General features: G+C 61.9%; 16 protein-coding genes. 12 read left to right on the plus strand and 4 right to left on the minus strand.

Annotated features, from left to right (window positions below):
• Positions 1-27: 27 nt before the first annotated feature.
• The 4 genes from AC1RT2_RS18730 to AC1RT2_RS18745 are packed head-to-tail and all read right to left on the minus strand — an operon-like array spanning position 28 to position 5,079.
• On the minus strand, positions 28-600 hold the full coding sequence (locus AC1RT2_RS18730; protein WP_493104261.1) for a sarcosine oxidase subunit gamma family protein: 573 nt from the start codon (positions 598-600) through the stop codon (positions 28-30).
• On the minus strand, positions 593-3,550 hold the full coding sequence (locus AC1RT2_RS18735) for a sarcosine oxidase subunit alpha family protein (protein WP_493104263.1): 2,958 nt from the start codon (positions 3,548-3,550) through the stop codon (positions 593-595). The genes AC1RT2_RS18730 and AC1RT2_RS18735 overlap by 8 nt, the downstream gene beginning before the upstream one ends.
• Positions 3,547-3,819 carry a sarcosine oxidase subunit delta gene (locus tag AC1RT2_RS18740; RefSeq protein WP_493104265.1) on the minus strand — a complete coding sequence of 91 codons (273 nt, stop codon included), beginning with the start codon at positions 3,817-3,819 and terminating at the stop codon, positions 3,547-3,549. The genes AC1RT2_RS18735 and AC1RT2_RS18740 overlap by 4 nt, the downstream gene beginning before the upstream one ends.
• A gap of 9 nt (positions 3,820-3,828) precedes the next feature.
• Positions 3,829-5,079: a sarcosine oxidase subunit beta family protein gene (locus AC1RT2_RS18745; protein WP_493104267.1), complete on the minus strand. Its 1,251-nt coding sequence runs from the start codon at positions 5,077-5,079 to the stop codon at positions 3,829-3,831.
• 90 nt (positions 5,080-5,169) lie between these two features.
• Between AC1RT2_RS18745 and AC1RT2_RS18750 the strand changes: the two genes are divergently transcribed.
• The 12 genes from AC1RT2_RS18750 to AC1RT2_RS18805 all read left to right on the plus strand — a co-directional run bounded on the left by AC1RT2_RS18750 (position 5,170) and on the right by AC1RT2_RS18805 (position 17,734).
• Complete coding sequence (locus AC1RT2_RS18750; RefSeq protein WP_493104269.1) at positions 5,170-6,159, plus strand: GlxA family transcriptional regulator; 990 nt, start codon at positions 5,170-5,172, stop codon at positions 6,157-6,159.
• Between the two features lie 82 nt (positions 6,160-6,241).
• Positions 6,242-7,147, plus strand: coding sequence for a class II glutamine amidotransferase (locus AC1RT2_RS18755; protein ID WP_493104271.1), 906 nt, complete (start codon positions 6,242-6,244; stop codon positions 7,145-7,147).
• 38 nt (positions 7,148-7,185) lie between these two features.
• Positions 7,186-7,872, plus strand: coding sequence for a GltB/FmdC/FwdC-like GXGXG domain-containing protein (locus tag AC1RT2_RS18760; protein WP_069063795.1), 687 nt, complete (start codon positions 7,186-7,188; stop codon positions 7,870-7,872).
• A gap of 15 nt (positions 7,873-7,887) precedes the next feature.
• On the plus strand, positions 7,888-9,216 hold the full coding sequence (locus AC1RT2_RS18765) for an FMN-binding glutamate synthase family protein (RefSeq protein WP_257946932.1): 1,329 nt from the start codon (positions 7,888-7,890) through the stop codon (positions 9,214-9,216).
• 92 nt (positions 9,217-9,308) lie between these two features.
• On the plus strand, positions 9,309-10,616 hold the full coding sequence (gene glnT / locus AC1RT2_RS18770) for a type III glutamate--ammonia ligase (RefSeq protein WP_069063384.1): 1,308 nt from the start codon (positions 9,309-9,311) through the stop codon (positions 10,614-10,616).
• A gap of 60 nt (positions 10,617-10,676) precedes the next feature.
• Positions 10,677-11,561, plus strand: a complete 885-nt coding sequence (gene purU, locus AC1RT2_RS18775; protein WP_444804151.1) for a formyltetrahydrofolate deformylase — start codon at positions 10,677-10,679, stop codon at positions 11,559-11,561.
• A gap of 9 nt (positions 11,562-11,570) precedes the next feature.
• Entirely contained in the window at positions 11,571-12,470 is a 900-nt protein-coding gene (folD, locus tag AC1RT2_RS18780) for a bifunctional methylenetetrahydrofolate dehydrogenase/methenyltetrahydrofolate cyclohydrolase FolD (protein WP_493104579.1), read from the plus strand.
• Positions 12,471-12,580: 110 nt separating this feature from the next.
• Complete coding sequence (locus AC1RT2_RS18785; RefSeq protein ID WP_493104275.1) at positions 12,581-13,714, plus strand: aminomethyl transferase family protein; 1,134 nt, start codon at positions 12,581-12,583, stop codon at positions 13,712-13,714.
• A gap of 10 nt (positions 13,715-13,724) precedes the next feature.
• Complete coding sequence (locus tag AC1RT2_RS18790) at positions 13,725-14,330, plus strand: dimethylamine monooxygenase subunit DmmA family protein (protein ID WP_493104277.1); 606 nt, start codon at positions 13,725-13,727, stop codon at positions 14,328-14,330.
• 14 nt (positions 14,331-14,344) lie between these two features.
• Complete coding sequence (locus AC1RT2_RS18795; protein ID WP_493104581.1) at positions 14,345-15,292, plus strand: PDR/VanB family oxidoreductase; 948 nt, start codon at positions 14,345-14,347, stop codon at positions 15,290-15,292.
• Positions 15,293-15,310: 18 nt separating this feature from the next.
• Complete coding sequence (locus AC1RT2_RS18800) at positions 15,311-16,351, plus strand: heme-dependent oxidative N-demethylase family protein (RefSeq protein ID WP_444802174.1); 1,041 nt, start codon at positions 15,311-15,313, stop codon at positions 16,349-16,351.
• Between the two features lie 45 nt (positions 16,352-16,396).
• Positions 16,397-17,734 carry a trimethylamine monooxygenase gene (locus AC1RT2_RS18805; protein WP_069063378.1) on the plus strand — a complete coding sequence of 446 codons (1,338 nt, stop codon included), beginning with the start codon at positions 16,397-16,399 and terminating at the stop codon, positions 17,732-17,734.
• Positions 17,735-17,739: the final 5 nt, after the last annotated feature.

Consider the following 17,739-nt stretch of genomic DNA (forward strand, 5'->3'; position numbering starts at 1 on the left):
GGAAAAACTGAAGCCCAGGCGGCCTGCCTACCGCGCCGTTCTTGCGTCCACGCCGAACTCAAGGCTCATCTGGATCAACTCGTCCCACAGGCTTTCGGCAAAGCCGCGCAACACCAGAAGCTCAAAACTTTCCGTGTCCGTCCGGGTGATCAGCGCCGAGATGTGGCCGATCAGCGTCATGGTGGACTGGCCAACGGGGAAGCTGACTCTGTCGAGATCGACGGCCGTGCCCTTGGCAAGGACGCTCTCGACTGCCCGTCCGCCGATGCCGATCCGGATGCGGCCGTGGCCTTGATCGGAAATAGAGGCCTTGCCGTCCAATAGCGGCGTCTTGCCGAAAATTTCCGCAGCGGAAAGGGTCGCGTCGCCGATGACGAACCATTGTCCGGGGCCATAGGGACGCACCGCATGAGGGCTGCCATCGCCGATCCGCGGGATGAGGTCTTCAAGGTCGCCGCTTCCGCGCGCGGCCAGAACCTGCAGCACATAGCCTTCCGGCAGAGTGGTGAGCGTAATCCGCGCAGCGGTTGACGGAGCGCCGAACGAGCCGGCCTTGGCATCGGCAAGGGCTGGTCGGTGAAGGAGCGCAAAATCAGCCATGGAGCTTTCCGTTTTCCGGGTCGAAGAAGACCGGGCTGCACAGCACGGCCTTGGTGTATTCGTTTTTCAGGTCGTTCCAGACAGTGACATGCTCGCCGTGCCGCGTCGGCCCATGCTTGACGAGGGCGAGGCCGATGGTCGAGCCAAGGTTGGGCGAATAGCAACTGGAGGAGACATAGCCCTGGTCGTTTTCGAGCGTCGGAACGGCACCATCCGAGAGGATATGCGAGCCTGTCTTGAAGGTCGTCGCCGGATCGAGCGGCTTGACGCCGACCAGCGAAAGCCGGTCATCCGCCGTCAGGCCCTCGCGCGACAGCATCGCCTTGCCGATGAAATCCGGCTTGGTCGTGGAGACCATCTTGGCGAAGCCGAGGTCGGACGGGATGACCGTGCCGTTGATCTCGGAATGGGTGACATGGCCTTTCTCAATGCGCATGACGCCGAGCGCCTCGACACCGTAAGGGCAAATGTCATGCGGCTTGCCGGCCTCCATGATCGCATCGGCGATCGCCTCTCCATACCCGGCCGGAACTGCGAGTTCATAGGCCAGTTCTCCGGAAAACGAGATGCGGAACAGCCGGCCGATCAGCGTGCCGCCGCAGAGTGACACTTCCTTGGCCCCGAGGAACGGGAAGGCCGCGTCCGAAATGTCTTCGTCCACCAGCGTCTGCAGGATCATGCGCGATTTCGGCCCGGCAACGGCGATCTGCGCCCATTGATCGGTCGAGGAGGCGAACTGCACGTCGAGATCGGACCACAGCGCCTGGGCGCAGAATTCCAGATGGTTCATCACGCCTGCCGCATAAGCCGTGGTCGTCGTCATGAAGAAATGGGTTTCGCCAAGGCGGCTCGTCGTGCCGTCATCGTAGATCATGCCGTCTTCGCGCAGCATCAGGCCATACCGCGCCTTGCCGATCGGTAGTTTCAGGAAGGCGTTGCAATAGACCCGGTTGAGGAATTCAGCGGCGTCCTTGCCGAAAATCTCGATCTTGCCGAGCGTCGAGACGTCGCAGATACCGGCGTTCTTGCGGACATTGAGCACTTCGCGGTCGACGCTTTCGCGCCAGCTCGTTTCGCCCGCCTTCGGGAACCAGGACGAGCGGTACCAGAGGCCCGTTTCGACGAAGACCGCCCCATTCTTCTTGGCCCAATCATGCAGCGGCGACTTGCGCACCGGCTGGAAGTGCTTGCCCTTGGAAGCGCCGGTCAGCGCACCGAAGGAGAGTGGCGTATAGAACGGGCGGAATGTCGTGGTGCCGACGTCGGCCGGTGAGACCTTTCGCGCTTCGGCGAGAATGCCGATGGCGTTGATGTTCGACAGCTTGCCCTGGTCGGTTGCCATGCCGTTGGTGGTGTAGCGCTTGGCAAGCTCGACATGGCCGTAACCTTCGCTGACCGCGAGGCCGAGGTCCTTGAGGTGCACGTCGTTCTGGTAATCGACGAAGGCCTTGCCTTTCGATCCGTGGATGCGCCAGAGCGGCTTGGAAACGGTTGCCGTGTCGGCCTTTTCGGCGAATGCGGCGCTGGCCTTAGAGAAACCGAGCGCCTGAAGGACGGATGCGGCCTTTCCGGCGCCATCTGCAAGGCAGGCGTCGATGCTGCCCGTGCCTGCGGTGGCACCCACAACGGTCAGCCCTTCCAGGATTTCCGGCGCAAGGAACGCAGCCTTGGCATCGGACCAGACCGGTTTTGCCCCGCGATGGCAGGCGAGATGAATGATCGGGCTCCAGCCGCCGGACATGCCGAGTGCGTCCGCCGGGATGGTTTCCGTGCGGCCGTTGCTGAGAACGGTCACGCCCTTGAGGCTCCGGCCGCCCTTGGCATCGACAACCACGGCGTCGGGCTGGATGCGCGCCTTGCCGGACCATGTGCGGGCCGCATCCGGCCGGCTGTCGACGATGGCCGCGACATCAAGGCCGGCGCCTTCGAGATCAGCGGCGGCCGCGTAGCCGGAAGCGTCGTTGGTGAAGATGACCGTGCTCTTTCCGGGCGCGATAGCCTGCCGGTTGAGATAGGAGCGCATGGCGCCAGCCATCATCACGCCGGGAATGTCATTGCCGCCGAAAACCAGCGGACGCTCCTCTGCGCCGGAAGCGAGGATCGCCTGTTTGGCGGCGATGCGCCAGATGCGCTCGACCGGCCGGTTCGGGTCTACCGTGGCCGTGTTCTTCTGCACGCTTTCGACGGCGCCAAAGACATTGCCGTCGTACCAGCCGAAGACGGTCGTCCGGGAGAAGATGCGGACATTCGGCATATCCGCCAGCTCGGCCAGCGTCTGGGCCAGCAGGTCGCTCGCGGATTGTCCACTGACGGGTGCCGTTTCTGACAGCAATGAACCGCCGGGCTCAAAACCTTCATCGGCAAGAATGACGCGGGCACCGGCGCGGCCGGCCGTCAGGGCGGCGGCGAGGCCGGCTGGGCCCGCGCCGATGACCAGAAGATCGCAATGCGCCCAGCATTTCTCGTAGCTATCGGGATCTGGCTCATAGGTCGCGCGGCCAAGACCAGCCGCCTTGCGGATGATCGGCTCGTAGACCTTTTCCCAGAAGGCGGCCGGCCACATGAAGGTCTTGTAGTAGAAGCCGGCGCTGAGGAAGGGCGAGAGCAGGCTGTTAATAGCGCCGAGGTCGAAATCGACCGAGGGCCAGCGGTTCTGGCTCTTGGCGGTCAGGCCGCTGTAGAGCTCGACCAGCGTGGCGCGGGTATTGGCCTCGGTGCGTCCGCCTTCGCCGATCGTCACCAGGGCATTGGGCTCGGCGGCACCCGCCGTCAGGATGCCGCGCGGGCGATGGTACTTGAAGCTGCGGCCGACGAGCTGGCGGCCGTTTGCCAAAAGTGCCGAAGCCAGCGTATCGCCGGCAAAACCCTGCATCGGCTTGCCGTCGAAGGTGAAGTCGAGCGGCTTGGCGCGATCGATGCGGCCGCCCCGGGAAAGACGATAGGACGTCATGCGGTCGCTCCCTCAGCGCGGGCATCGGTGACAGCATGGATTGCATGGGTCATCGTATCGCGCTCGACCACCAACCAGCGGCGGCAGCCGGATGTGTGGTGCCAATGTTCCTTGTGGCGCCCGCGCGGATTGTCGCGCAGGTAGACGTAAGCGTGCCAGGCGTCCTCACCGGCATCCGGCGCCGGGCGGGTGATGCCGGCATCGCCGCGAACGGTGAATTCTTCCTTGGGGCGCGGCCCGCAATGGGGGCAGGCGATCAGGCTGGCCATATGAAGTCCTCAGTGCAGGTTGGGTTGCGAGCCGACGCCCTTTTCATCGATCATCCGGCCGCGCGCGAAGCGGTCGAGCCGGAAGGCGCGGCCGGTCTCGTGCGGTTCGTTCCTGGCGATCAGATGGGCGTAGCAGAAGCCGGAGGCGGGCGTGGCCTTGAAGCCGCCGTAACACCAGCCGGCGTTCAGGTAGAGATTGTCGATGTGGGTGCGGTCGATGATCGGCGAGCCGTCCATGCTCATGTCCATCACTCCGCCCCAGGAGCGTAGCACCCGGACACGCGACAGCGCCGGGATCATCGCGACCCCGGCCTCGGCGACATGCTCGACCGTCGCGAGATTGCCGCGCTGCGCATAGGAATTGTAGCCGTCTATATCACCGCCGAAGACGAGGCCGCCCTTGTCGGACTGGGACACGTAGAAGTGACCGGCGCCGAAGGTGACGACATTGTCGATGAACGGTTTCAGCCCCTCGGAAACGAAAGCCTGCAGAACATGGCTTTCGATCGGCAGCTTCAGGTCGACCATGTCGGCAACCACGGTGGAATTGCCGGCCGCCGCGAGCGCCAGCTTGCCGCAGCCGATAAAGCCCTGACTGGTCTCGACACCGGTGACGCGGCCGTTTTCGCGGCGGATGCCGGTGACCTCGCAATTCTGGATGATATCGACGCCGCGCATATCCGCGCCGCGGGCATAGCCCCAGGCAACGGCGTCATGGCGCACGGTGCCGCCGCGTTTCTGCATCAGCGCGCCCTGAATCGGGAAACGGGCATTGTCGAAATCGAGGAAGGGCAGCATCTGGCGCACGGCGTTGCGGTCGAGCAGGTCGGCATCGACACCGTGCAGGCGCATGGCGTTGCCGCGCCGCGTATAGGCGTCGCGCTGGGCATCGGAATGATAGAGGTTGAGCACGCCGCGCTGGGAGACCATCGCGTTGAAGTTGAAATCCTGCTCCAGCCCCTCCCAGAGCTTCATCGACAGCTCGTAGAACGGATTGTTGCCCTGCAGCAGGTAGTTGGAGCGGATGATCGTGGTGTTGCGGCCGACATTGCCGGAGCCGATATAGCCCTTTTCCAGCACGGCGACATTGGTGACGCCGAATTCCTTGGCGAGGTAGTAGGCCGTGGCCAGACCATGCCCGCCGCCGCCGATGATGACCACGTCATAGTGGTTCTTCGGAACCGGACTGCGCCACGCTGGCGCCCAGCCCTTGTTGCCGCGCAGGGCGTTCAGGAAAACGGAAAAGGCAGAGTAGCGCATGGCAATGGAATCCCGGTGGAGCCTACCGATCATGACAGGATTGCGTTTCGGCACTTGCAGAAAAGAGACGTTTTAGGCCATGATTGAGACATGGCCTCAGATGACCTGAAAAACATCCAGAAGATCGGCTTTATCCTCATCCCAGGATTTGCGCTGATGTCCTATGCCTCGGCTGTGGAGCCGCTACGGGCCGCCAACCTTCTGGCCGGCCGGGATATCTATGCGCTTTCGGCGCATGTCGTCGAAGGAAATGCCGGGATGACCTCGTCGGGCATTCCCGTTCCCTCCACGCCGCTGCCGGGCCGTGGCGCCGGTTTCCACACCGTCTTTGTCTGCGCCGGCGGCACGCCGGTCGACTGGAACGTGCCGGCCGTCCTGGCGTGCCTGCGCCAGCTTGCCCGCGACGGCGTGCGCATCGGCGGCATTTCCGGTGGTCCCTATCTGATGGCGGCGGCGGGATTGCTGGAGGATCGCGACTTCACCATCCACTGGGAACATGCCCCGGCCCTGGTGGAGGCCTTTCCGCGTCTTGCGCCCCGTCAGGCGCGCTATGTCCTCGATGGCAACCGCATCACCTGTGGCGGCGGCGTGGCCCCGCTCGACATGATGCACGCGCTGATCTCCGAGCGCATGGGCTCGGATTTCGCCCGCAGGGTAAGCGACTGGTACCTGCATACCCAGGTGGAAAGCTCCGGGGCACCCCAGCGGGCTTCGCTGGCGGAGCGTTACGGGGTCAACCATCCGGGCCTGCTGATGGTGCTGGAAAAAATGGAAGCCACGATCGAGGCGCCACTCGACCGGCAGGCCATGGCCAAACTGGCTGGCGTTTCGCCACGTCACCTCGATCGGCTCTTTTCCAGCCTGATGGGCTCGTCCTTCCTGCTCGAATACCGGAAACTGCGATTGGATCACGCCCGGCGCCTATTGCAGCAAAGCCCGCTTTCCATCTCCGAAATTGCCTTCGCCACCGGGTTTTCCAGCGCCGGGCATTTTGCCCGAACCTACCGCGCGGCCTTCGGCGAGCCGCCGGGCGCGCACCGCCAGTCGACAGTGCCGACGATGCCGATAGAATTGCTTTAAAAGAAAATAACTTTCCTCGTAGTTGAAATCAAAAAACGCACCTGCTATCCATCTTTCATCAACGAAACGAAGGATTGTCCCCATGTGCGGAATTGTCGGATTGTTTTTGAAGGACAGAAGTCTGGAGTCGCAATTGGGTGCCATGCTGTCCGATATGCTGGTCACCATGACCGACCGCGGGCCCGATAGCGCCGGCATCGCCATCTACGGTACGCCTTCAGACGGCCGCGCGAAAATCACCGTGCAATCGGCCGACCCCAAACAGGATTTTGCCGGGCTTGAAGCAGCATTGAAGCCAGCCGATTCGAGCGTTGCCGTTGAGCTGAAAAGCACCCACGCGGTCATCGAAGCCAGTGCCGACAAGGCTCAGGCGGTGCGCGACCTGCTGGGCCAGGAGCGCCCGGAGATTCGTGTCATGGGGTCCGGCGACAGCGTCGAGATCTACAAGGAAGTCGGCCTGCCGAAGGACGTGGTTTCCCGCTTCGGCATTCGCCAGATGGCGGGTACGCATGGCATCGGCCATACCCGCATGGCTACGGAATCGGCCGTCACCACGCTTGGTGCCCATCCGTTCTCGACCGGCGCCGACCAGTGCCTCGTGCACAACGGCTCGCTTTCCAACCACAACAACCTGCGCCGCGAACTGGTGCGTGAAGGCATGACCTTCGAGACGCAGAACGATACCGAAGTCGCCGCCGCCTATCTGTCGGCCGAGATGGCCAAGGGCAAGGATCTCGGGCAGGCACTGACCAGCGCGCTCGACGATCTCGACGGCTTCTTCACCTTCGTCGTCGGCACGAAATCCGGCTTCGGCGTGGTGCGCGATCCCATTGCGTGCAAGCCGGCCGTAATGGCCGAAACGGACCAATATATCGCCTTCGGCTCGGAATACCGCGCGCTCGTCGACCTGCCGGGCATCGAAAATGCGCGCGTCTGGGAGCCGGAGCCGGCCACCGTGTATTTCTGGGATCATGAGAAGGCGGCCTAACCGTGGATGTCAGCGTCAAACGAGAAAGTCTGGAAGCGATGCGCGTATTCGACCTTGCCACAACGCCGTTGCGCGAACTGAACAGCGCGCTTCACGCTATCGCCCCCGGCACCAATGATACGAATTTCGAGGTCGTCAATCCGCGCGGCAGCCATGCCGTTGCCGTAGGCATCGATCAGCCGGTCACCGTCGAAGTGCGCGGCAGCGTCGGCTATTATTGCGCCGGCATGAACGATGGCGGCACAGTGACCGTCCATGGCTCTGCCGGGCCTGGTGTTGCGGAAAACATGATGTCGGGCACGGTTGTCATCGAGGGTGATGCCAGCCAGTATGCCGGTGCCACGGGTCGTGGTGGCCTCCTTGTCATCAAGGGCAACGCTGCCTCGCGCTGCGGCATCTCGATGAAGGGCATCGATATCGTCGTCCAGGGCAATATCGGTCACATGTCGGCCTTCATGGGCCAGTCGGGTCACCTGGTGGTGCTTGGCAATGCCGGTGATGCGCTCGGCGATTCCCTCTACGAGGCCAAGCTGTTCGTGCGCGGCGAGGTCAAGAGCCTCGGCGCCGACTGCATCCAGAAGGAAATGAAGCCAAAGCATCTGAAGCTGCTTGCCGAGCTTCTGGAAAGAGCCGGCATTACGGGTGTCTCGCCGGAAGAATTCAAGCGCTACGGTTCGGCCCGCACGCTCTACAACTTCAACATCGATAACGCTGATGCGTACTAAGGCAGGGACCCGTTCATGAGCTATCACAACCCCTATACCCCGCCACGCAAGTCAGCGACCTTCGACGATTATACGCTGGCGGAAATCCGGCGCGCGGCGGCGACCGGCATCTATGATATCAGAGGCGCCGGCACCAAGCGCAAGGTGCCGCATTTCGACGACCTGTTGTTTCTTGGCGCGTCGATCTCGCGCTATCCGCTCGAAGGCTACCGCGAGAAATGCGACACATCCGTCGTGCTCGGCGCGCGCCACGCCAAGAAGCCGATCATCCTGAAGACCCCAATCACCATTGCCGGCATGAGCTTCGGTGCGCTCTCGGGCAATGCCAAGGAGGCGCTCGGCCGCGGTGCCACGATCGCTGGCACATCGACCACCACCGGCGACGGCGGCATGACGGACGAGGAGCGCGGCCACAGCCAGACGCTGGTCTATCAGTATCTGCCGTCACGCTACGGCATGAACCCGCGCGACCTGCGCCGCGCTGATGCCATCGAGATCGTCGTCGGGCAGGGTGCCAAGCCTGGCGGTGGCGGCATGCTGCTCGGCCAGAAGATTTCCGACCGCGTTGCCAACATGCGCAACCTGCCCAAGGGCATCGACCAGCGCTCGGCCTGCCGTCATCCCGACTGGACCGGCCCGGACGATCTTGAAATCAAGATCATGGAACTGCGCGAAATCACCGATTGGGAAAAGCCGATCTATGTGAAGGTCGGTGGCGCGCGTCCCTATTACGATACGGCGCTTGCGGTGAAGGCCGGTGCCGACGTTGTCGTGCTCGACGGCATGCAGGGCGGCACGGCGGCGACGCAGGACGTCTTCATCGAGAATGTCGGCATGCCGACGCTGGCCTGCATCCGCCCCGCCGTCCAGGCGCTGCAGGATCTCGGCATGCACCGCAAGGTGCAGCTGATCATCTCCGGCGGCATCCGGTCCGGCGCCGACGTGGCCAAGGCTTTGGCGCTGGGTGCCGACGCGGTTGCCATCGGCACGGCAGCGCTGGTCGCCATCGGCGACAACGATCCGCACTGGGAAGAGGAATACCAGAAGCTCGGAACGACGGCCGGCGCCTATGACGACTGGCATGAAGGCAAGGATCCGGCCGGCATCACCACGCAGGATCCGGAGCTTTCCAAGCGTCTGGATCCGGTTGCTGCCGGACGGCGTCTTGCCAACTATCTCAAGGTGATGACGCTCGAGGCCCAGACCATCGCGCGCGCCTGCGGCAAGAACCATCTCCACAATCTGGAACCGGAAGACCTCGTTGCGCTGACGATCGAGGCATCGGCCATGGCGCAGGTGCCGCTTGCAGGCACCAGCTGGATCCCCGGCAAGGGAGGCTTCTAACCCTTAAAAAAGCTTCGGCCGTCGTCTGATCTCCCAAGCCAGCGGCGGCTATTTTCTTGAAAAAGTGTCTGAATAATCCAAAGGGGAACACAGTGACACTCGATCTTGCTACCTTTGCCAAGGACCGTGGCATCAAATATTTCATGATCAGCTTTACCGACCTTTTCGGCGGCCAGCGGGCAAAGCTTGTTCCGGCGGAAGCAATCGCCGACATGCAGAAGGACGGCGCGGGTTTTGCGGGCTTTGCCACCTGGCTCGATCTGACGCCCGCCCATCCCGATCTCTTTGCGCTTCCGGATGCGTCTTCTGCCATCCAGCTTCCGTGGAAGAAGGATGTCGCATGGGTTGCCGCCGACTGCGTGATGGACGACCAGCCGGTCGACCAGGCGCCGCGCGTCATGCTGAAGCGATTGATCGCCGAAGCCGCCAAGGAAGGTCTTCGGGTCAAAACCGGTGTCGAGCCGGAATTCTTCCTGATCGCGCCGGACGGCGGCAAGATTTCCGACGAGTTCGATACGGCTGAAAAGCCCTGCTATGATCAGCAGGCCGTCATGCGCCGTTACGACGTGATCGCCGAGATCTGCGATTACATGCTCGAACTGGGCTGGAAGCCGTACCAGAACGACCATGAGGACGCGAACGGCCAGTTCGAGATGAACTGGGAATATGACGACGCGCTGCAGACGGCCGACAAACATTCCTTCTTCAAGTTCATGGTGAAGACGGTCGCCGAGAAACACGGCCTTCGCGCCACCTTCATGCCCAAGCCCTTCAAGGGGCTGACCGGCAACGGCTGCCACGCCCATATCTCCGTCTGGGATCTGGAAGGCAAGACCAATGCCTTCGCCGACAAGACCATGCCATTCGGTCTTTCGGCCAAGGGCAAGACCTTCCTCGGCGGTATCATGCAGCATGCGTCGGCGCTTGCGGCGGTGACCAATCCGACGGTCAACTCCTACAAGCGCATCAACGCGCCGCGCACCATTTCCGGTGCAACCTGGGCGCCGAATACGGTGACCTGGACGGGCAACAACCGAACGCACATGGTTCGCGTTCCGGGGCCGGGGCGGTTCGAATTGCGCCTGCCGGATGGTGCCGTCAATCCGTACCTGCTGCAGGCCATCATCATCGCCGCCGGCCTGAACGGCATTCGCAAAAACGCCGATCCGGGCCGCCACTACGACATCGACATGTACAAGGAAGGCCATACCGTCACAGACGCACCGCGCCTGCCCTTGAACCTGCTCGATGCGCTGCGGGAATATGACAAGGACGAGGATCTGAAGGCTACGCTCGGCAAGGGGTTCTCCAGCGCCTACCTGAAGCTCAAGCATCAAGAATGGAATGCCTACGCGTCGCATTTCACGGATTGGGAGCGGCAGACGACGCTCGATATCTGAGGCTTGGCGCTTCGGAAAAGAGACGCCACTTCGGCAATCGTTTGACCGGGAAAAGAACCGATGAAAAGCCACGTCCTGACAGTATCGTGCCAATCGACCCGCGGCATTGTCGCCGCGATCACCGGCTACCTCGCCGAGAAGGGGTGTTACATCTCGGATTCGTCGCAGTTCGACGACCTGGAGACGGGCCTGTTCTTCATGCGCCTGACCTTCCTCTCTCAGGAAGGCGTATCGGAAGAAGACATCAAGGCCGGCTTTGCCCCGGTCGCCAAAAAGTTCGCCATGACCTGGCGCTTCAACGACAGCGACGAGCGCATGAAGGTGCTGCTGATGGTGTCGCGCTTCGGCCATTGCCTGAACGACCTGCTCTACCGCTGGAAGATCGGTGCGTTGCCGATCGACATTGTCGGGGTCGTGTCGAACCACTTCGACTACCAGAAGGTCATCGTCAACCACGACATCCCCTTCTACCACATCAAGGTGACGAAGGAGAACAAGCCGCAGGCCGAAGCCCGGCTGATGGAGGTGGTGGAACAGTCCGGTGCGGAGCTGATCGTGCTTGCCCGCTACATGCAGGTGCTGTCGGATGCGGTGTGCAAGAAGATGTCGGGGCGGATCATCAACATCCACCACTCGTTCCTGCCGTCGTTCAAGGGGGCGAACCCGTACAAGCAGGCCTTCGAGCGCGGCGTAAAACTGATCGGTGCGACGGCGCACTATGTGACGGAGGACCTCGACGAGGGTCCGATCATCGAGCAGGACGTGGCGCGCATCACGCATGCGCAGTCTGCGGAGGACTATGTGTCGATCGGCCGGGACGTGGAGAGCCAGGTTCTGGCGCGCGCCGTGCACGCGCACATCCACCACCGCACCTTCATGAACGGCAACAAGACGATCGTCTTCCCGCCGAGCCCCGGCAGCTACGCGTCAGAGCGTATGGGTTGAACCATGGGGATCGCGGCGCGTATTGACGGGAAGAAAGTCGCGGCGTCGGTGACCGAGGCTGTGAAGGCTGCGACCGCGACACTTGAAGAGGAAACCGGGGTGAAGACCGGGCTTGCGGTCGTTATCGTCGGCGATGATCCGGCAAGCCACGCCTATGTCGGCGCCAAAGGTCGCCTGGCCAAGGAATGCGGCTTCAACTCCACCCAGCACACGCTGCCGGAGGAGACCACGCAAGAGGATCTCGCAAGCCTTGTCGCGTCGCTGAACGCGGATCCCGCCGTGCATGGCATCCTGGTGCAACTGCCCCTGCCGAAGCACCTCGACGCCGAGCCGATCATCCAGTCGATCAGGCCGGAGAAGGACGTCGATGGCCTGCATGTGGTCAACGCCGGCAAGCTTGCGACCGGCGATCTGGCGACCGGCCTGATTTCCTGCACACCGGCAGGTGCCATGCGTCTCGTCCGCTCCATCCATGGCGAGGATCTGGCGGGTCTGACAGCCGTCGTCATTGGCCGCTCCAACCTGTTTGGCAAGCCGATGGGGCAATTGCTGCTCCATGCCAATGCGACGGTGACGATCGCGCATTCGCGCACGAAGGACCTTGCCGGTGTTTGCCGCAACGCGGACATCCTCGTTGCCGCTGTCGGTCGCCCGGAAATGGTGAAGGCCGACTGGGTGAAGCCGGGCGCCACCGTCATCGATGTCGGCATCAACCGCATCGATGCGCCGGAGGGCGGCGAGGGGAGGAGCCGTCTGGTGGGCGATGTTGCCTATGACGAGGTTTTAGAGGTTGCCGGTGCGATCACCCCGGTTCCGGGCGGCGTCGGGCCGATGACCATCGCCATGCTGATGGCCAACACCGTGATCGCCGCCTATCGCGCATCGGGCCGTGAACCGCCGCATTTCTAGACTGATGCCAAAGAACAATGGAGATACCAGTTTTAACACTCTTGCGAGTTTGAACAGCGGCGATATACTCAGGAAATAAATATTCCGCAAAAGAAAATGGGAACGAGAATATGAGTCTTAGCTGGCGTTTTTCCGCCCTTGCAGACAGGCATCGGGCACTCGGATCGAACCTCGAAGACTGGAGCGGCATGGGAACCGCCTGGACCTACGACAAGGACATCTACGAAGAGCACATCGCCGTGCGCACCAAGGCCGGCATCATGGATGTCTCGGGCCTGAAGAAGGTCCATCTCGTCGGCCCGCATGCGATCGCCATTCTGGAATATATCACCACCCGCGACATGACGAAGGTCTATCCCGGCAAGTCGGTCTATGCCTGCATGCTCAACGACCGCGGCCACTTCACCGACGATTGCATCGTCTACCGCACTGGTCCCAATTCCTGGATGCTGGTGCATGGCTCGGGCTCCGGCTTCGAGGAAATCGTCAAGCAGGCACAGGGCCGCAATTGCGCCGTGCTGTTCGATGACGACCTGCACGACCTGTCCCTCCAGGGCCCGCTCGCCGTCGACTATCTCGAAAAATACGTGCCCGGCATCCGCGACCTCAAATATTTCCATCACATGCAGACGACTTTGTTCGGCGCGCCGGTGATGATCTCGCGCACCGGCTATACCGGCGAGCGCGGCTACGAAATCTTCGTGCGCGGCCAGGATGCCGGCATGGTCTGGGACCGGATCGTCGATGAAGGCAAGGCGATGGGCATCATCCCCGTCTGCTTCAGCGTACTCGACATGCTGCGCGTCGAAAGCTACCTGCTGTTCTATCCCTACGACAATTCGCAGATGTATCCCTTCGCCAACGAACAGCCTGGCGACAGCCTGTGGGAACTCGGCCTCGATTTCACCGTCAGCCCCGGCAAGACCGGCTTCCGCGGTGCCGAGGAACATGCCCGCCTCAAGGGCAAGGAGCGCTTCAAGATCTTCGGCCTGCTGGTCGAGGCCGATGGTCCGACCGATCTTGGCGACGAGGTCTGGGCCGGCGACAAGAAGGTGGGCGTCATCACCTGCCCGTCCTATTCCAAGCTCACCAACCGCTCCATGGCGATCATGCGCGTCGACGTTCCCTATGCCGTGCAGGGCACCAAGCTCGAAGTGAAGGGCAAGACCGTCAACGCACCGGCCATCGCCCACACCATCACCTTCGACGATCCAAAGAAGACGAAACGGACGGCGCAAGGCTGAGGATATCGGCATGCTCGTACAAGGGATCAAAAGCAGGCCGGAATATAAGGGGCTCGACATTGATCCCCATGCCAAACGCCACCTCTTCGTCCTCGAGGGCGAAGGGGCTCAGGCCCTGATCGATCAGGTCGGGGCCAAGGGCAACGACTTCCTGGCAAAGTCGGAAATCCTCTATCTGGCGGCGGGTGCGGCCCCCAAGGCCTATGACGTGACGCTTTCGACGCTCGCGCCCGATGTCTTCTGGCAGGCGCCGACGCTTCAGCCGCTGCTCTTTCGCCTGCGCGCCTGTCTTGAGCAGGCCCGGATGGGAACGCGGCTCTCCATCGCCGGCACCGAGGGTTTTATCGGCCAGATCATGCAGGTGGCGATCGAATATGGCATCGACTACCATTCGATCCACACCGAACATCGCGGTTCGACGGCACGCCGCGTGCAATGCGTGCACTGCAAGGGCATCACCGACAATGTGACGACCAGCCCCTTTGCCTGTAGTCATTGTGGTCTGCCGCTTCTGGTGCGCGATCACTACTCCAGACGGCTTGGCGCCTTCCAGGGCGTCAACATCGATGCAGAAGAACCGGGTACGGCCCCAGAACCTGAGGAGATGTTCCCGTGAGCCTCAACACAGACATGCCTGTGCGGGTCGCCGCGGTGACGCAGGTGACTGATCTGGTCAAGCGCTTCCGCTTCGAGCGGCTGGACGGCCATCCCATGCCGTTCTTCTCCGGCGGTGCCCATGTCGTCGTCTCGATGAACGACAACGGACTGCTGCGGCGCAATCCCTATTCGCTGATGTCCAACCCCGACGACAACAGCGCCTATGAAATCAGCGTGCTCCGCGTTCCCAATTCCCGCGGCGGCTCGATCTTCATGCACGAACAGGTGCGCCCCGGCGATCAATTGACCGTCAGCCAGCCGGTCAACCTCTTCGCGCCGGACCATCGCGGCCGCAAGCACATCCTGATTGCCGGCGGCATCGGCATCACGCCGTTCATCGCCATGATGCAGCAGTTCAGCCGCGACAACATCCCGTTCGAACTGCACTACGCCATCCGCTCGCGCTCGCACGGCGCCTACTGGCAGCAACTGCTCGATCGCTACGGCCCGCGCCGCATCAAGATCTATGTCGACGAGGAAAAGTCATTCATCCCCGTTGCCGAGATCGCCGACAACCAGCCGCTCGGCACGCATCTCTATGTCTGTGGGCCCGCCGGCATGATCGACGGCGTTCTGATGACGGGGCTGAAAGCCGGCTGGCCGAAGGAAAACCTGCATTCGGAACGGTTCCTTGCGCCGCCCGCCGGCCTGCCGTTCCAGGTATTTCTCGAAAAATCCGACATCCATATGACCGTCGGTGAGCACCAGAGCATTCTGGAAGCGGCCGAGGCCCATGGCTGCGACGCCCCCTACATGTGTCGCGGCGGCGCCTGCGGCCAGTGCGAGACGGAGGTGCTCTCCTGTGATGGCACATTGCAGCACAACGACATCTACCTGTCGGATGAGGAAAAGGCGTCCGGCAAGAAGGTCATGATCTGCGTCTCGCGGTTCAAGGGCCAGCAACTCGTTCTTCAATTGTAGCTTAAGGGGACCGGACAGATGACCATCACGTTCAGGAGCGAAACGTTCCGCGACGACTTCACCTTCCGCAACAGCCTCTACAACATCAAGCGCTTTCCCTTCCCCTTCGATCGCGACGAATACATGTATTCGGTCAACATGGAGCCGCATATCCGGGGCAAGGCGGACAGCGTTTTCGAAAACCTGATCGATGTCGACGAACACTATGTCGCCGAGATGCAGGACCGGGCGATGGTGCTGAAGGACGATCCGCTGCGCTGCCAGGCGCTGCCGCACATGATGGCGGCGCAATGGGACGTGCTGGAGCTCATCATGGAGCATCAGGCACAGGATTACCCGGAGCATTTCACGCTGACGAAGGACGGCGACCGCTGGCGCTGGATCAACCGGCCGATGGGCATCGACGACACCTTCACCTTCGGCGATCCGGCAACGCTTCCCCACCCGCCGATGGAATACATCACCCGCCAGGCCCAGGGCGATTTCTGCATCGTCGACCAGCGCGACAACAATCTCTGGATGGATGCCGGCATGGTGACCACTCAGGCCGACTGGTCGCTGGATTTCGACATCGGCATGAACTTCATGGAATGGCATGGTCCCGTACCGCTCGCCCACCAGATCGGCGTGTTCGACCGGGCGCTGAAATTCCTGCTCAACCTGCAACAGGGCAAGCCGACCCGCCGCCTCAACTGGACGATGACGGTCAATCCTCGGCTCGATACGTCGCCGGAAAACTATCATAAATGGGGGCCGGACCGCACGACGGTGACGCCGGAGAATGTCGGCGACAAGATGCACCTGCGCGTCGAGTTGCAGAGCCTCTGGCGCCTGCCGCGCTCCAACGCCATCCTCTTCGTCATCCGCTGTTACCTGATCAGCCTGAACGAACTGGTGACCGTTCCCAAATGGGGCCGCCGCCTGCCGCGCGTCCTGAAAAGCCTGCCGCCTGAGATCGCCGACTACAAGGGTCTGACCCGCAACCGGCCGATCATGATCGACTGGCTGGCGAAATATGACGATGGGGCACCGACAACTGCAGGCATCCATCCGGATTGAAGGTCTTCACAAAGCTTACAACGATATAAAAGGGAACAGACACATATGACCAGAGTAGCGGTGATCGGCGCGGGGCCATCGGGCCTTGCTCAATTGAGAGCCTTCCAGTCCGCCGCCCAGAAGGGTGCGGAAATCCCCGAAGTGGTCTGCTTCGAAAAACAGGCCGATTGGGGCGGCTTGTGGAACTACACCTGGCGCACCGGGCTCGATGAATATGGCGAGCCGGTCCATGGCAGCATGTACCGCTATCTCTGGTCGAATGGACCCAAGGAATGCCTGGAATTCGCCGACTACTCCTTCGAGGAACATTTCGGCAAGCCGATCGGCTCCTATCCGCCCCGTGCGGTGCTGTGGGACTATATCAAAGGCCGCGTCGAAAAGGCCGACGTGCGCAAATGGGTGCGCTTCTCGACACCCGTTCGCATGGTGCGGTTCGATGAGGCGACGAAGAAGTTCACGGTGACGGCGCACAACCGCGTTGAGGACCGGATGTATGACGAAGAATTCGACTATGTCGTCGTCGCCTCCGGCCATTTCTCGACACCGAACGTGCCCTATTTCGAAGGCGTGAAGACCTTTGGCGGCCGCGTGCTGCATGCCCACGATTTCCGCGATGCTCTGGAGTTCAAGGACAAGGATGTGCTGATTGTCGGCCGCAGCTATTCGGCCGAGGACATCGGTTCGCAATGCTGGAAATACGGCGCGAAATCGGTGACCACGAGCTACCGTTCCAAGCCGATGGGCTTCAAATGGCCGGAGCGCTTCGAGGAGCGGCCACTCTTGCAGAAACTCGTCAACAAGACGGCCCACTTCGCCGACGGATCAACCAAGGAGGTCGATGCCCTGATCCTCTGCACCGGTTACCTCCACCATTTCCCGTTCCTGCCGGACGACCTGCGCCTGAAGACGGCCAACCGCCTGTGGTCCGACAACCTCTACAAGGGCGTCGTCTACGAGGACAATCCACAGCTGATGTATATCGGCATGCAGGACCAGTTCTATACCTTCAACATGTTCGACGCCCAGGCCTGGTATGCCCGCGACGTCATCATGGGCCGCATCGACCTGCCCTCGAAGGCGGAGATGAAGGCGCATTTCGACACATGGCGCGCCCGTGAGGAAACGCTTGAGGATGCCGAGCAGATGATCTGGTTCCAGGGCGACTATGTTATCGAGCTTCTGGAGCACACCGACTATCCGAAGTTCGACGTCGAGGGCACCAACAAGACCTTCATGGAATGGGAGCACCACAAGGCCGAGAACATCATGGGCTTCCGCGACAACGCCTACAAGTCGCTGATGACCGGCACCCTCGCACCCAAGCATCATACGCCGTGGCTTGAGGCTATGGACGATACGCTCGAGGTCTATCTGAAGAACTGATTTTG

Source organism: Shinella sp. GW821-FHT11G07, assembly GCF_058808115.1.

Excerpts from the sequence above, each read along its gene's own strand:
- purU (WP_444804151.1), top strand. The coding sequence starts at position 10,677 with ATGAAAAGCCACGTCCTGACAGTATCGTGCCAATCGACCCGCGGCATT.
- AC1RT2_RS18805 (WP_069063378.1), top strand. The coding sequence starts at position 16,397 with ATGACCAGAGTAGCGGTGATCGGCGCGGGGCCATCGGGCCTTGCTCAA.
- AC1RT2_RS18790 (WP_493104277.1), top strand. The coding sequence starts at position 13,725 with ATGCTCGTACAAGGGATCAAAAGCAGGCCGGAATATAAGGGGCTCGAC.
- AC1RT2_RS18730 (WP_493104261.1), bottom strand. The coding sequence starts at position 600 with ATGGCTGATTTTGCGCTCCTTCACCGACCAGCCCTTGCCGATGCCAAG.
- AC1RT2_RS18740 (WP_493104265.1), bottom strand. The coding sequence starts at position 3,819 with ATGGCCAGCCTGATCGCCTGCCCCCATTGCGGGCCGCGCCCCAAGGAA.
- AC1RT2_RS18760 (WP_069063795.1), top strand. The coding sequence starts at position 7,186 with ATGCGCGTATTCGACCTTGCCACAACGCCGTTGCGCGAACTGAACAGC.
- AC1RT2_RS18735 (WP_493104263.1), bottom strand. The coding sequence starts at position 3,550 with ATGACGTCCTATCGTCTTTCCCGGGGCGGCCGCATCGATCGCGCCAAG.
- AC1RT2_RS18745 (WP_493104267.1), bottom strand. The coding sequence starts at position 5,079 with ATGCGCTACTCTGCCTTTTCCGTTTTCCTGAACGCCCTGCGCGGCAAC.
- AC1RT2_RS18785 (WP_493104275.1), top strand. The coding sequence starts at position 12,581 with ATGAGTCTTAGCTGGCGTTTTTCCGCCCTTGCAGACAGGCATCGGGCA.
- AC1RT2_RS18755 (WP_493104271.1), top strand. The coding sequence starts at position 6,242 with ATGTGCGGAATTGTCGGATTGTTTTTGAAGGACAGAAGTCTGGAGTCG.
- AC1RT2_RS18750 (WP_493104269.1), top strand. The coding sequence starts at position 5,170 with ATGGCCTCAGATGACCTGAAAAACATCCAGAAGATCGGCTTTATCCTC.
- AC1RT2_RS18765 (WP_257946932.1), top strand. The coding sequence starts at position 7,888 with ATGAGCTATCACAACCCCTATACCCCGCCACGCAAGTCAGCGACCTTC.
- AC1RT2_RS18795 (WP_493104581.1), top strand. The coding sequence starts at position 14,345 with ATGCCTGTGCGGGTCGCCGCGGTGACGCAGGTGACTGATCTGGTCAAG.
- AC1RT2_RS18800 (WP_444802174.1), top strand. The coding sequence starts at position 15,311 with ATGACCATCACGTTCAGGAGCGAAACGTTCCGCGACGACTTCACCTTC.